The 14438-nt window shown below is 68.9% G+C and carries 9 protein-coding genes; 6 read left to right on the forward strand and 3 right to left on the reverse strand.

Annotation, left to right across the window (positions count from 1 at the left end; translation table 11 throughout):
- Positions 1–179 precede the first annotated feature (179 nt).
- A complete protein-coding gene (locus tag IH68_RS50040) occupies positions 180–1058 on the reverse strand; it encodes a hypothetical protein (RefSeq protein ID WP_030938200.1) in 879 nt (292 codons plus the stop codon).
- Positions 1059–1851: 793 nt separating this feature from the next.
- Positions 1852–2973 carry a PP2C family protein-serine/threonine phosphatase gene (locus tag IH68_RS0122915; RefSeq protein ID WP_030938202.1) on the reverse strand — a complete coding sequence of 374 codons (1122 nt, stop codon included), beginning with the start codon at positions 2971–2973 and terminating at the stop codon, positions 1852–1854.
- Between the two features lie 364 nt (positions 2974–3337).
- Between IH68_RS0122915 and IH68_RS0122920 the strand changes: the two genes are divergently transcribed.
- Positions 3338–4510, forward strand: a complete 1173-nt coding sequence (locus tag IH68_RS0122920; protein ID WP_234341499.1) for a PP2C family protein-serine/threonine phosphatase — start codon at positions 3338–3340, stop codon at positions 4508–4510.
- A 209-nt stretch (positions 4511–4719) separates the two neighbouring features.
- Here IH68_RS0122920 and IH68_RS0122925 read toward each other — a convergent pair whose 3' ends face one another.
- Positions 4720–5325, reverse strand: coding sequence for a dihydrofolate reductase family protein (locus IH68_RS0122925; protein WP_030938206.1), 606 nt, complete (start codon positions 5323–5325; stop codon positions 4720–4722).
- Positions 5326–6069: 744 nt separating this feature from the next.
- On the opposite strand from IH68_RS0122925, the gene IH68_RS0122930 reads away from it, so the two are divergent.
- The 5 genes from IH68_RS0122930 (at position 6070) to IH68_RS0122950 (ending at position 14383) form a co-directional block, all read left to right on the forward strand.
- Positions 6070–6432, forward strand: coding sequence for a MarR family winged helix-turn-helix transcriptional regulator (locus IH68_RS0122930; RefSeq protein WP_030938208.1), 363 nt, complete (start codon positions 6070–6072; stop codon positions 6430–6432).
- Between the two features lie 50 nt (positions 6433–6482).
- Positions 6483–7877, forward strand: a complete 1395-nt coding sequence (locus IH68_RS0122935; RefSeq protein ID WP_078912577.1) for an MFS transporter — start codon at positions 6483–6485, stop codon at positions 7875–7877.
- A 657-nt stretch (positions 7878–8534) separates the two neighbouring features.
- On the forward strand, positions 8535–8843 hold the full coding sequence (locus tag IH68_RS0122940; RefSeq protein ID WP_030938211.1) for a helix-turn-helix domain-containing protein: 309 nt from the start codon (positions 8535–8537) through the stop codon (positions 8841–8843).
- Positions 8843–10375, forward strand: coding sequence for a helix-turn-helix domain-containing protein (locus IH68_RS0122945; RefSeq protein WP_030938214.1), 1533 nt, complete (start codon positions 8843–8845; stop codon positions 10373–10375). The genes IH68_RS0122940 and IH68_RS0122945 overlap by 1 nt, the downstream gene beginning before the upstream one ends.
- 681 nt (positions 10376–11056) lie before the next feature.
- Positions 11057–14383 (forward strand): lectin, encoded by a 3327-nt coding sequence (locus IH68_RS0122950; RefSeq protein WP_234341501.1) that lies wholly within the window; start codon positions 11057–11059, stop codon positions 14381–14383.
- Positions 14384–14438: the final 55 nt, after the last annotated feature.

Here is a 14438-nt window from a genome sequence, read left to right on the forward strand (position 1 = left end):
ACCGCCGGCACCCGGAGAACTCGCCCGCAGCTGACCCCGAGGTAACCGGCCAAAGAGTGGGCCGCCGCACTGGCCCCCTCCGCCATGCCATCGCGGAACCACGGCGAACATGGGCCCTGGCTTGAGGTTTGACCTTGGCTGTCGTCAGGGGTTCGCTCGCCACGCGTCGGTCCGGCCGTTTACGAGCAGTCGAATGTGTGGGTGCAGGGCCGGTCGGGGCACTGTTGGCAGGTGAAGAGGTAGATGCCGCCCATGTCGCCGAACATCAGTCCCGGCGGGCTCTGGATCAATCGGCGGTTCTCGTAGGGGAGGTCCCAGATGGTGCCCGTGTCGGGGGTGTCCTCCACGGGCAGCCAGGTTCGCCACGATGCCCCGTCGAATTCCGCGCTGTTGACCGTGAGCAGGTGGTCCATGCGCTCGCCACAGCCCGCGCAGTCGGGCCAGACCGGTTCCTGCGTCCACGTCGGGTATCCGCCGACCTTGACGCCGTCGGCCACCGACAGGTGTTGCCAGTACGACCAACCGGTCTCCTTCTCCACCCGGTCGAACCGCTCCTTCAGTACCTCGGCGATCTCATCGGGCAGATCCCAGCTCGGATAATCGACGACCCGTTCCGGGTGCAGGACGCAGGGGTCGGGCAGGTAGTCCTCCTCCGCGCCGTCCGGCAGGGGGCGCGCGGCGAGTTCCCCCTCACACGTGGAGCTGTCCTGCCAGTACAGCTTGGGCTGGGGAATGTAGCCGTGATCGAAGGGGCACCACAGGACCTGCAGGACGTCAGTACCGGCCGGAAAGGGCAGTTCGGGCACGTCGGCGGCGAACAGCTGGAGCACGGGTACCAGGGGCATCACCCCTGCACCAGGGCTGACTTGACCGTGATCGTCGTCGCAGTGCGGCCATCGCAGGGAGTGTGGCCACAGGAGCGGGCCGCCCAGCGAGCTGTCCCGGGGGCCAGGACTCCCTACTCGTGGATGCAGCCGGACGGTGTCCTTGCGGTAGGCGGCGACCTCGGGAAACAGCATCTCCACGTCGACGGGACGCGGTGGGGTGGTACGAGCCATCTCAGACTCCTGGTAGACCGGCACACCACGGCTGATGCCGCGGCGAACGGCAGCGTAATTGCCGGGTGTGACACCTGAACCGCTCGGAGCCTCCACCGACCCCGGAGCGGTTCACTCGGTGCCTCAGGCAAAGACCCTGAACCCTTGAGGCCCGCCCGACGGCTTGAGCGGGTTCCCGCCGTGGACGGTGACCATGATCGCTGCCTGTCGGCCGGGGGAAAGAGTCCAGGTGGCCGAACACCAGTAGGCATCCCCCAGACAGTCCACCTCGAACAGCCTCGGCAGGCCGTGCGCCGTGGAGGCTCGGGGTGAATGTCGAACTCGGTGCCTTCTCCATAGGCATGTGTGCCGACTGGCAGGCTGAAGGACACCGCCCACCGCTGCACCGGTACATCGGAGTCGTTGGTCACCGTCAAGCGGAAAAGGGCATGGCCTGGGGCCGGCTCTTCCATGAGCTTGCAGTCGACCTGCCAGAGCTGCGGTGACCTGGATTCCGTCGGCTCAAGAGTGTCAGTCACGTCGTTTGAGTCCTTCGGGCTTAAGTCCTTCGGGCTCGGGTCGCCTCAGGCTCTCACGCCGCGAAGAGCCCAGCATCTGTGCTGAGTCGAAACGGCGCGTAAGCATCGGGCCAAGGCGCCACGATCCGTCTGCCCGCCCGAGCTGCGCACCCGTTCCCGGGCGAGATCGCCGACCAGGAAGGGAGGCATGCCATCACTTCCTGGGCTGACACGTCTTGGCCGGGGGAGGATGAGCGGAGTCCGGCGGCCGCGCGGACGGCCCAGACGGCCGGGGTTCAGACGGCCAGGCGGCGAATGGCGACTACGGCCGCGTCGTCGTTGAGGTGTCCGTCAACGTGGGCCAGCAGGTCGTCCTGGAGGTGGCGCAGGAGTTCGTCGGGGTCGTCCTTGGTCCACTCGGGCACCCGCTCGGTGAAGGGATAGAAGAGTCCGTCGGCGTTGCGTGCTTCGATGACGCCGTCGGTGTAGAGGAGTAGCAGGTCGCCCACCTCGAACGGGAAGGTCTGGACGTCGTAGGCGGTGATGCCGAAGATCCCGCCGAATCCGATCGGGAGGTGGCTCGCCTCGGCCGTGAGAGGGGTGAGGCGACTGCCGCGCAGCAGGAGCGGCGGTGGGTGGCCGCAGGTGATGAGGTGGACGACCGGATCGTGGTCGGGGATGTCGAGCAGTGTGGCGGTGGCGAAGTCCTCGTTGGTGTCCTGCTCCGCCCGTGATCGCCACTGGTTGGTGTCCCAGCGGAACGCGGCGTCCAGGTGGACGGCCAGGCGAGGGAGGGTGGCCTGCCGATGGGCGGCCGCGCGGAAGGCGCCCAGCAGCAGGGCGGCGTTGTTGATCGCAGCCAGTCCGCTGCCGCGCACATCGCCGATGAGCAGCCGGGTGCTGTGGTCGGCGGTACGTGCGGCGGCGTAGAGGTCTCCGCCCAGGTCGGCCTCTTCCTCGGCGGGGATGTACAGGCCGGCGATCCGCAGCGGGCCGGTGCGGGTGGGCAGCGGCTGCAGCAGTACACTCTGCGCCGCCTCGGCCACCGACCGCACCCGGTGCAACTGCAGCTCACGTCGGTCCCGCACTACGCAGATGGTGACACAGATGCTGGAGACGACGATCAGGGCGGCCATCTGGGCCTGGATGTTGGTGGTGGGCAGGACCCCCCTGAGTACGCCGATCAGCACCTGGGCCGCCACCGCGAGAGCCCCCATCAGGGCCGTGACGCGGGCGCCGGCGAACGCCACCGTGATCGCGGGTGCCGCCACGAGCAGCGGACCGAGGTGGATGTGCGGCGGCGACAGTACATCCACGACACAGACTGTGACGATCAGCCCCAGCGGAATCACGAGAAGCGCGGGTGCGTGACCCGGCTGCCAGGAACGCTCGGAGTCCGGCCGTCGTCGAAGGGCCATGACCTAAGCGTCCCACCTGTCTTTGCATACGGGGATGTGCGTCGCCTCAAGGAAGTCGAGAAGGGGACGGTAGCGCGCCGCGCCGGAGACACGATTCGGGGCGGCACCACCGATCTCAGCGGTGCTGCTGCCCTTCGTCGGCCCGATTTGCGGCCATCCCGCCTCGCGGCCCATCTCGGCGGGTCGCGCCGCGTCACTTCCTCGCACGTGGTCCGTGCGGGGCGTTCGGCGTCAGGTAGCTTTTTTATGTCTGTTTATTCCATTTTTTGGGGTGTTCGGTGTGGTGGGATGGTTCCACTCGCTTCGAAGACTGGCGGCGGAGGAACCTGTCGCGCCCCGGGGCCTGCCCGTCCAGGACCTCGGCGTGTCATCCCAGCTGGCCGCGCTGCGTACGGCGGCGGCTCGGATCGGCACCACACTGGACGAGGACACCACCTGCGGGGAGCTGACTCGTGAGGCCGCCAGGCAGGTGGGCGGAACGGCGGCGCTACTGCGGCCGAGAACACACGCCGGCGTCGAGTACGAAGCCGTCAGCGGGAACCCGGCCGTGCTGCCTGATGCCCGGCGGGCCGCCCCCGTGACACAGGAGGCGCCGGGACTGGGGGAGAACAGGGCTGCCGGCCAGGCGTCCGGCGGGCCCCGTCCCGCCTTGTGCGTGCCACTGGCCACCAACGGGCACCACTACGGCACGCTTGTGTGCGCCCGGGACGGCGCACCCTTCACCAGCCTGGAGGCGGAATTCCTCGCCTTTCTCGCCGAGCATGCCGCCTCCCACATCCGACATGCCCGGGAGCACGACCAGGTCAGCGGCATCGTGGGCAAGCTGCAGCACGCCCTTCTCGCGGAACCCGGTCGCCCGCACCCGAACCTGGACGTCGCCATCCGCTACCTGCCGGTCGGGCAGAGCGCCGTGGTCGGCGGCGACTGGTGCGAGACCGTCCGGCTGCACTTCGGCCGGACCCTGCTCATCGTCGGCGACGTCATGGGGCACGGCTTGGAGGCAGCCGTCGATATGACCGCCTACCGCTCCTCTCTGCGCTACATCGCCTCTGCCGACCTGCCACCACACCGCGTACTGCGCCAGCTCGACGACATCGCCTCCAGGGAGCCGGACCGCCGCCCGGCCACCTGCCTGATCGCGCGCCTCGATCCCAACCGCGGCCAGGTGACCGTGGCCAGCGCCGGACACCTGCCCCCGGCCGTCATCGACGGACAGGGTCGCACCGCACTGTTGCCGATTCCTGTCGGCCCGCCCCTGGGCACCGGCCTCGGTGGCTACGAATCGGCCACCTACCGGCTGGAATCCTCCCAGACGCTGATGCTCTTCACGGACGGGCTCGTCGAGCGTCGCGGCGAGGACATCGATCAGTCCTTGGCCCGGCTGTCCGGCGTCGGCGTCGAAGGCGGCGCGGGTGTCGAGGACGTCCTCGACGCCATGCTCACCCGCCTCGACGCCGGCCACGCCGAGGACGACGTGGCAGTTCTGGCTGCCCGGTTGCACCATCGCCCGGGCCACACCTACGACGCGCGACGCTGAACGGCCTGCACGGGACCTCTTCGTGATCAGCCGGCTTCGGCACCAACATGATCACTGGCTCCGTGCCTGTTCTGCTGCGGCGTCAACTCCCGCCGCACAGCGACGATGGACCGGGCGTCCTGACGTTGGCCAGTTCGGCCCTGTCAGGTCTTGCTCCGCGCCCGCCGGCGCCGGCCTGGCGGCCGTCCAGACCGGCGGACGGGGCGACGTCACGCAGGGATGCCGAGCGGCGGGTGTTCGAGCACGCGGGGCTTGTACTCGACCAGCTGGATGCAGCCGTCGAAGTTGCGGTGCTCGATCATCTCGAGGGCAACGTCCGGATAGCCGTCGTAGATGCGTTCTTCACCCGTGGCTCCGGTGATCACCGGGAACATCACGACCCGGAAGCGGTCGACGAGTCCGGCTCGCAGCAGGGACCTGCACAGGCTGAGACTGCCGATCGTGCTGAGGAGCCCCGAGCCGCTCGACTTCATGGCGCGGACCGTCTCGACGGCGTCGTCACGGACGAGCTTGGAGTTGGCCCACGTCAGTGGCTCCTCGAGCGAGGAGGAGAACACCACCTTGGGCGCTTGCGTGAGCTCGTCGACGGACGCCTCTTCTTCGGGCCTGAACTCGTCTTGGCCCTTCGGGACCTCGCCTGCGGCGAATCCCGACATCAGGCGGTAGGTGTTCGCTCCCATCAGGTAGGTGGCCTCGGGCTGCTCGCCGAGCCATGCGAGGTACTCCGGGCCCTCGAGGCCCCAGAACCCGGGCCATCCCTCTCCCGATGCGTAGCCGTCGAGAGAGGTGATGAAGTCGACGAGAAGCTCCGACATGGCGGTGTCCTTTCCTGGGGTGTCACGAGCTTGGACCGGCCGGGAGCCACAAACTCATCGGCCGCGCTGTGGAGTGGCGGGAAAACCCATGAGGCTGCAGCCGGTCAGGTTGGCGGAGGGGTACTGCTTCTTGAGGGCCGGAGCCCTACATGATTGCACTATGCACGCAGTCGGGTAATGATCTCCACGCGATTGGGCACGGTGGTTTGAGTTCTCGCAAAGCCCCGGCTCAGCCCCACCCGAGAACGGCCCCGCCGATCTACGCGATCCCGGAACTTAAAGCTGCCCTGCCGGTGGGGAGGGCTCCGCTCGTGAGGGCGGCGGTGTGCTCCCACGTGGTCCGAAAACCGAGTGGGAATGGTCGCGATGAATCGATCAGGTCTGTACCCACCTTCGAGTGCAAAGGAGCCTCGAACAAACGCCAACAAGCCTTGGTCTCGATCATTCATGAGTCCCCGTCAGCTTGCTGACGGGGACTTTGGGGTGGTGATGTCGTCCTCGGCGTGGTCTTCGGCCAGGGCACGACGAACGGCGTCCGCCATGGCGCCGACGGCGACCGCCGTCCGGTGCGCCGGGTGCGGGGCTGGGGCACGGCGTTCGGGGCGAGAGATGCATAAAGCATTCATATAAACACTGTATGCTTCACGCATGAGCCGTCAAGATGCCACTCGTGGCGCATCCACTGCGATCGGGTCGGCCCTCTACGGGCTGGCCACCAGGGCTGTGAGACGCCTTCCGCGCGATATGAGCATCACGTCCGCCGCCACCCTGGCCACCCTGCACAGGACCGGCCCGCGACGCATCACCGATCTGGCCGTGATCGAGGGTGTCACCCAGCCCGCGATGACCGTCCTGGTCCGGGTGATGGAGGAGTCCGGACTGGTCGAGCGGAAGGGCGATCCCTCCGACAAGCGGGTCACGCTGGTGTGTCTGACCGAGGCCGGCACGTCGTACGTTCAGACGCGGCACCAGGCGGGCGTCGATGCGTTCGCGCGGCTGATCGACGAACTCGCCGACGACGAGGTCGAGGCCCTGGTGGCGGCGCTTCCGGCGCTGGCGCACCTGGCAGAGCTCGAAAGCCAGGACCGAGAAGGGCCGAAGCGGTGACGGGGCGCACCCCGGAGCGCTCCGAGGCGCGGCTGCTGGTCCCCGCCCTGATGTTCATAGCCCTGGTCGTGGCGGCGGTCGCCAGCCTGGGGACGCCGCTGATCACCAGTGTGGCGACCACGTTCCACGTCTCGCTCGACAGCGCGCAGTGGACGCTGACCGTCGCACTGCTGAGCGGCGCCGTCGCCACGCCTGTCCTCGGCCGGCTCGGAGCCGGCCCGCACCGACGGGCCACGATCCTCGCCACGCTGGCGATCGTCGTCGTCGGCAGTGCGCTGACCGTGCTGCCGCTGCCGTTCGCGGGGCTGCTCATCGGCAGGGCGGCCCAAGGCGTCGGGCTCGGTCTGACGGCGCTGATGATGGGCGTGGCCCGGGACCATCTTCCCGAGGAGCGCAGCACGGCGACGATCGCCCTTATCTCGGTGGTCTCGATCATCGGCGCCGGCGTCGGCTACCCGCTCACCGCACTGCTCGCCGAGATCGGCGGCGTACGGGCCGCCTACAGCTTCGGCCTGTTCGTCACCACTGTCGCCTTCCTGACCGCGTGGCGCTCCATACCCGCGGCGCCCGAAGGCCGCTCCGCTCACGTGAATGTTCCGGGCGCGCTCGTCCTCGCGGGTGGACTGTTCCTCGTCCTGTTCCTGGCCGGCCAGCGGAGCCTGTGGAGCCGTCACCTCGCCGTGGCGGTGATCCTCGCCGTCGTCGCCGTGCTCCTGCTGTGCGTCTGGACCGCCTCCGAGCTGCGCAGCAAGGCGCCCCTGGTCGATGTCCGGGCGGTACGGCACCCCGCGGTCGCCGGAGCGAACATCGCCATGTTCGTCGGCGGGAGCGGCATGTACCTCCTGCTCACGCTCATCACGCGGTACGCGCAGACGCCGCACAGCGCCGGCTACGGCTTCGGGCTGACCACCTTCGTCGCCGGGCTGGTCCTCGTCCCGTTCTCGGTGCTGGGGTTCGTCGCCGGCAAGCTCACGCCCCGGGTCCGGACGCTGATCGACGCACCCGTGCTCCTGGCCGGCAGCGCCGTCATCGTCGGCGGCGGGTTCGTCCTCTTCGCCGCGGCCCGGTCTAACCTGGCCGAACTGCTCGTCGCGATGGGTGTGCTGGGCTTCGGCGTCGGCGGCTTCTCAGCCGCCATGCCCGGCGTCATCCTGGCCGTCACGCCCAAGAGCGAGACGTCGAGCGCGATGAGCTTCAACTACGTCGTCCGCAGCGTGGGGTACTCCCTGGGCAGCGCGATAGGCGGCCTGGTCCTGGCCACCGGCACCGACACCGGTCATCTCTTCCCGAACGACCACGCCTACACCACCGCAGCGCTGGTCGGCATCGCCGCGATGGCGGTCACCGCCCTGACCGCCACCGCTCTCGCCCGCCAACGCCCGCCCGAGACCAACCCGACCGCGGCCACGGCCAGCGTGCCGAGTCAGGGCCGGTCGAGCCGATGACCGGCTCGCCGGAAGGGCGGCGGCCCCGTCGCGCTGGTCGGCACCGAGGAGACATATCGATGATCGCCGGCGCCAATGGCCTGCTGGGACGAGAACAACAGGTGGACCACGACTCGGCCGGCAGATCGGACGGGAGGAGGTTCTCGGCCTGCTGGAGGGGCTAGCCGAGCTGTTGGACCCGCGTGACCCGCGCGGGGTGCGCTACAGCCTGGCCGTCGTGCTCGCTCTCAACCGCGCCGCAGCTGCGTACCGGTCAGGCGGACATGGCTGAGTCAGTGAGCATCATCGGAGCGTGACCTGCTGTCCGGAAGCGGGGGTGCGTCGAGGGCTCAGCCGAGTTTGATGAAAGGTGCCGTCTTGCAGGGCAGCCCGTCGGTGTCGACGAAAGCGATCTGCATGTCGGCGCCTTCAGCTCGGCCGCGACGCGACGATCGACCAGCTCCTTCGCCGTCTGGACCGATCCCGCGCGTACTGCATGGTCCTCGCCATGCTGCGGGCCTGCTCGTGATATGTCCCCTGAGCGATGGCGTCTTGGTGGCACGCCTCTCAGAGCGCCGGAGCACTCCAGCCCCGCTCTCCTCGATCGAGTCAGTCCCACCATCGACTGTAATGCGATATGCGTATGGTGCATGAGGTCTGCGCGATAGAGTCTGCATCATGGGTATGAGCCTTGAGGAGCGGGTGCGATCGGCGGTGGCAGCGCTTCTGCATGCGGCCGGCGAGTCGCAGACCGAGCTGGCCGCCGCTCTGGGGGTGAGTCAGGCCCAGGTGAGCCGCCGTCAGTCCGGCACCGCGGCCTGGAGTCTGACCGACTGTGAGTCGGTCGCCGCGCACTACGGCATCGACGTCCTCGAACTGCTGGCGGGACCCACCAGGGCCACGGAGGCACTGCCTGCCGTGCGCCGCCGCGTTCCCGGCCGCCCGGCCGGTACCCAACGCCCTGCAGCCGTCGAAGGAGGCGTGTGATGACGGACTTCGGCGCGATCGACGCGCTGCTCGCCGGTGCCAGGAAGGAGGTGGTGCTCCCTCCCGTCGAGGAGCGGCGTGCCCTGCGTGAGGAGCTGAACGTCTCGCGCGCCCAGCTTGCGCAGGCCCTGGGGGTGAGCCCTTCCACGGTAGGAGGCTGGGAGTCCGGACGGGACCCGAGCGGCGAAGTGCGGGAGAAGTACGCGTACTTCCTGGAGGGAGCAGGGAGCAAACTGGCCGCCGAGGCAACCAGGGCGGCCGAGGAGCCGGAGGACGAGCTTGAGGCGGATGTCGAGCAGACCGCCGAGCAGGACGACGATGTCGACGTGCTCGCCACCCCCCAATCCTGCGTGCTGTGCGGACAGCCCGCCCGCCACCAGGTCGCGGGCTTCCCCCAGCACCTGGATCCCGCCGAGTGCCACGCCGCCGCGCCCGCACGGACGAACGAGCCCGCGGCACCGGAGGAGCCTGCCTCGCGCACGGACTGCTCGCGCGCACAACCCCCCGGCCTGCAGGAGCAGGCGGGACGAAGTGTCCGGGTCGTGCCCGTCGGCCGCCGCATGCAGACCGCCGACACCCCGGACCTGATCGGCTCCGCCGTCGCGGCCGCCCTCGCTGAGCACTCCGGTGACGTGGAAGAGGCGACCAAGGCGCTGGTGAAGCGGGCGATCCCGGACGCGATGGCACTGCTGGATCACACCCGCAAGGGCGGCCGCTACGACATCGTCGCCCACCCCTGGCTGCCCGACGTCCTGCGCAAGCAGACCTCCCGCGGAGCCGACCAGATCTGGGAGGCCCGACCCAAGTGGGCGCGGCCCGAACTACCGCCTGGCGTCCACGAGGTCACCGCGCTCGACATCAACGGCGCCTATCTGAGCGCCCTCAAGACCCACCTGCCGCTCGGCCAGCTGGAACACTCCACCGGCAACCACCACAACCCGCGCCGCGCCGGAGTCCACCTGATCACCCCGCCCGCCTGGGACCACGACGCCTGCCTGCCCAACCCGATCGGCAGCCGTGACGAGCCGGGCCCGCTGTGGGTGACCGAACCCACGCTGCGGCTGCTGTTGCGGATCTCGGGTCCGAAGTACGGGCTGTGCGACCCCCCGGAGATTCACGAATCGTGGACCTCCGGGGCCACCGAAGGCTTGCTGGAGAAGTTTCGCGTAGCCCTTAAGGACGCCCGGGACCGGGCGATCGCCGAAGACGACGAAGTGACGCTGGAGTACGTCAAGACGATGTACTCGAAGTTCGTCTCGACGCTGGGAGAGTCGAACTACAACCGGGAGCTGTACCGCAGCGACTGGATGCACCTCATCCGCTCGCAGGCTTTCGCGAACCTTTGGTGGAAAGCGCACCGCGCCTACGACCAGGGTCTGATGGTGGTCCGTGCGATGGGCACCGACGAACTGCACGTCATCGGCGACTGGCGCGCGGTCTTCCCGGAGGGCCGCGGCGTCACCGAGGTGAAGCTCAAGGACGTCTACACCGTCGACACCGAGCCCGGCCCTGCCGACGAGCGCGACGACTGAGGAGACCTGCGGCACTGGCCTGGACTGCTCGGAGCGCACGTCACACATGACGGCGTCGGCGCAGCAGCCAGGGGCGCCACAGGGCCGTCGGCCTGCATCGGCCTGCTCAACCTCGCCATGAGAGGGCGGGCGGCGAGGACGGGACGGCGTGCGAGGACCGACCACGGCGCCAGGTTGCGCCCTGCACCGGCGCATGGGGGACAAGGGCTCACCCGCACCTGCATCAGGCCGGTGTTGCACCACCGCCCTGCCAAGGTCGACCGGATCCCACGGCTTCGGCGCCCAAGAGCTGCACTGCATGCTCGCCGTCATGATCAGCGACGACACGGGCGCCCTTCGCCGCCAGAGGCCGCAGGCCAAGGCGCAGCCCGGATTCACCCCAGTCCCGGCGGAGCGCCCAACTGTGAACTCCTCCCTCAGAAAGTCCGGTTGGCCTCGTTGACATCCCATCAGCTCAGGCGTTTCACTCGACTCTCGTGGATGGCAACGTTGTCAGGCCGATGCGAGTCCATCGACAACGTTGTCTGTCGTCGGCGCTGTGCTGGTTCTCGGAGCGCCGGCACCTGATGTGCGAAGCACGAACTGCTGCGGAGGCAACCGATGGTGAGACCCCGACGTTCAGCTGCGCCACGTGACCGAAAGAGACACCGTCAACGCCTGGCGGCAGTCAGCGTGTTGGCCATGGCTGCCCTGCCACTCACGGCAGTGGGCAGCGCCGATGCCGTGAGCACCGCGACGCCGGCCTTCGTGAAGGATCCCGCGTCCCTGGTCAACCCCCTCATCGGCACGTCCGGTGCCGTGGACACCTTCCCCGGTCCCGACATGCCGGCCGGCATGGTGCAGTGGGGCCCGGACACGACGCCTCACCGCCCGGACGGCGGCGGCTACGAGTACAAGGACAGCAAGATCTCCGGCTTCAGCCTCACCCACGTCTCGGGCCCCGGCTGTCCCGTCGCCGGCGATCTGCCCGTTCTGCCGGTGACCGGGGCGCTGTCCGGCAGCCTCGGTGATGCGTCCGTCGGCTTCAGCCACGACGACGAGCAGGCGGGCCTCGGCTACTACAAGGTCACCGACGCGAACGGCGTCAAGACCGAGTTGACCGACACCACCCGCGCCGGCCTGGGCAGCTTCACCTTCCCCGCGGGCCGGCAGGCGAACCTGTTGTTCAAGCTCAGCGGCGGCGCCACACAAGTGGACGGCACCCGCGTCCAGGTGGTGAACGACCGGGAGATCAGCGGCGCGATCGACAGTGGTCACTTCTGCGGCGCGAACAACAGGTACACGCTGCACTTCGACATCAAGTTCGACCAGCCGTTCACTGCGAGTGGCACCTGGGTCGGCGCCACCATCAACCCCGACGCGACGTCGCTGAAGGCGGGCAAGGTCCGACAGACCCCGCAGACCTCCCAGCCCGCCCCGCTGAAGGAGAGGCACTTCACCGTCCCGGCGAAGCCGGCCCCCACGATCCATGGGAGCACTGACAAGGCCTCCGGCACGCCGTCCCCGGCACCTGGCGCCGGTGCAGCACCCCGGTCGTCGGCCACGGCCAAGGCCGCCCAGCCCCCCACGACGGGCGCGAACGGCATGTACCTGACCTTCGACACCTCCACCAACCCCACGGTGAACGCCAAGGTCGGCATCTCGTACACGAACGACGCCGGCGCGGCCTCCAACCTCGCCGGCGAGATCAGGACATGGAACCTCGACACCGTCGAGCAGGCCAACCACCAGGCGTGGAACGCGGTGCTGAACAGGCTTCAGATCGGCGGCGGCACCTCGGACCAGCAGGTGCAGTTCTACACCGCGCTCTACCACGCGCTGCTGCACCCGAACGTCTTCTCCGACGCCAACGGCCAGTACATGGGCATGGACAACCAGATCCACAAGCTGGCCAAGGGCCAGAAGGCCCAGTACGCCAACTACTCGGGCTGGGACACCTACCGCTCCCAGACCCAGCTGATGGCCATGGTCGAGCCCAAGGTCGCGAGTGACGTCGTCACCTCGATGCTCAATGGCTACGACCAGACGGGTCTGCTGCCCAAGTGGGCCTCGAACAACGGCGAGAGCTACGTGATGGTCGGTGACCCGGCCGCCGGCATCATCGCCGACGCGTACGCCTTCGGCGCGACGGACTTCGACACCGGCAGGGCCCTTGCCGCCCTCCAGCACGAGGCCACCGCCCCCAACAACGACCGCCCGGGGGAGGCCGTACGGGACACGAAGGGTTATCTCCCGCTGGACGAGAACGACTACGGCTGCTGCAACTTCTACGGCCCGGTCTCCACGCAACTGGAGTACGACTCCGCCGACTACGCGCTGGCCGCCTTCGCGAAGTCACTCGGCAGGACGGACGTCTACGAGAAGTTCGCCACCCGAGCCCAGGACTGGATGAACGTCTTCAACCCACAGACCGGCTACCTGCAGGCCAAGAACAAGGACGGCCAGTTCGCGGGCGGTTTCACCCCCGGCACCTCCAACGGCTTCGTGGAAGGCACCTCCGCCCAGTACACGCCCATGGTCCCGTTCAACCTGCAGCAGCTCATCCAGGCACGCGGCGGCGCCAAGGCGTACTCGTCCTTCCTGGACAGCCTCCTCGACAACATCACCAACCCCGGCAACACCAACGCCGACCTGAGCAACGAGCCCAGCGTGGAGATTCCCTGGGAGTACGACTACACGGGCCAGCCATGGAAGACCCAGGCGGCCGTCCGCAAGGCCCAGCAGGACCTGTACTTCAACGCCCCGGTCGGCTCCTTCGGCAACGACGACCTCGGCGCCATGAGCTCCTGGTACGTCTGGTCCGAACTCGGCATGTACCCCGAGACCCCGGGCACGGACACCCTGGCCCTCGGCAGCCCTGCCTTCCCGGTGGCCCAGGCGACCCTCGCCGGCGGCAGGACCGTGCGGATCAACGCACCGCAGGCCGCGCCCGACGCGCCGTACGTGCAGTCGCTCAGCCTCAAGGGCAAGGCATGGAACACCCCCTGGCTGACGTACGGGCAGTTCAAGGGCGCGGGGAGCATCGACTTCACGCTCGGCACCCAGCCCGACACCTCCTGGGCCTCCGACCCGTCGGCGGCACCGCCGTCGGACACCACGGGCGGCAGCCGGGTGCTGGCCGCGACCGGCCCCTCCAGCGACGGCCTGGTGCTCCAGCCCGGCACGTCCGGTGACGGCACCCTCGACCTGACCAATCTCGGCAGCAGGGCCGTCACGGTCGACTGGAAGGCCACGGCGCCCTCCGGCGTCACGTTGGACACGTCGTCCGGCTCGCTGACCGTGCCCGCCTCGGGCAGCGCCGAGGCGAAGATCCACGTAACGGCCGGCACGAGCGAGGGAACCTACCCGGTGACCTTTGCGCTGACCGACCACAGCAGCGGCGCGACGCTGAGCGGGGCGAGTCTCCGCGTGGCCGTGGCCAAGGCCGGTGCGCTGTGGCCGTACAACACCAACGAGGGCATCTATCCCGACGGCGCCACCTTCTCGGGCGGCTTCGACAACGATGGCTGGGCGTTCTCGCAGAACGCGCTGTCGGCAGCCGGTGTCACGAGCGGCTCGACCGTCACCGTCGACGGCATCTCCTACAGCTGGCCGACCGTGACGTCCGGTCAGCTGGACAACCTGGAGATGGCCGGCCAGACCATCTCGATGCCGGCCGGCACATCGGGTGCGTCGCTGGGCCTGCTCGGCGCGGCGACCAACGCGCCCACCGACGGCATCTCGGGCACGGTGACCGTCACCTACACCGACGGCACCACCTCGAAGGCGACGGTCGGCTTCTCCGACTGGACACTGAACGGCGGGTCCAGCACGCCGATCGAGGGCGACACGACGGCCGTCACGACGTCCTACCGCAACACCGCCAGCGGAGGCCGGGACAACGTGAAGACCTACGCCTTCGCCACGAAGGTCCCGCTCGATGCGTCCAAGCAGGTGGCGTCGATCACGCTGCCGGTGACGGGTTCGACGGGCACCGACCACCTCTTCGCCTACGGCTTCGGACAGTAAAGGCCCCGGCGGCACTGACGATGCCGGGCCGCTTCCCGGGCCGCTTCCCGGGCCT

Origin of the sequence: Streptomyces sp. NRRL S-646, assembly GCF_000720765.1 — a bacterium.
Taxonomy (GTDB): domain Bacteria; phylum Actinomycetota; class Actinomycetes; order Streptomycetales; family Streptomycetaceae; genus Streptomyces.

Bases quoted from the DNA above. Each gene is read 5' to 3' on its own strand.
- IH68_RS50040 (WP_030938200.1), bottom strand. From the start codon at position 1,058: ATGGCTCGTACCACCCCACCGCGTCCCGTCGACGTGGAGATGCTGTTT.
- IH68_RS0122915 (WP_030938202.1), bottom strand. From the start codon at position 2,973: ATGGCCCTTCGACGACGGCCGGACTCCGAGCGTTCCTGGCAGCCGGGT.
- IH68_RS0122925 (WP_030938206.1), bottom strand. From the start codon at position 5,325: ATGTCGGAGCTTCTCGTCGACTTCATCACCTCTCTCGACGGCTACGCA.
- IH68_RS0122930 (WP_030938208.1), top strand. From the start codon at position 6,070: ATGAGCATCACGTCCGCCGCCACCCTGGCCACCCTGCACAGGACCGGC.
- IH68_RS0122935 (WP_078912577.1), top strand. From the start codon at position 6,483: ATGTTCATAGCCCTGGTCGTGGCGGCGGTCGCCAGCCTGGGGACGCCG.
- IH68_RS0122940 (WP_030938211.1), top strand. From the start codon at position 8,535: ATGGGTATGAGCCTTGAGGAGCGGGTGCGATCGGCGGTGGCAGCGCTT.
- IH68_RS0122945 (WP_030938214.1), top strand. From the start codon at position 8,843: ATGACGGACTTCGGCGCGATCGACGCGCTGCTCGCCGGTGCCAGGAAG.
- IH68_RS0122950 (WP_234341501.1), top strand. From the start codon at position 11,057: ATGGCTGCCCTGCCACTCACGGCAGTGGGCAGCGCCGATGCCGTGAGC.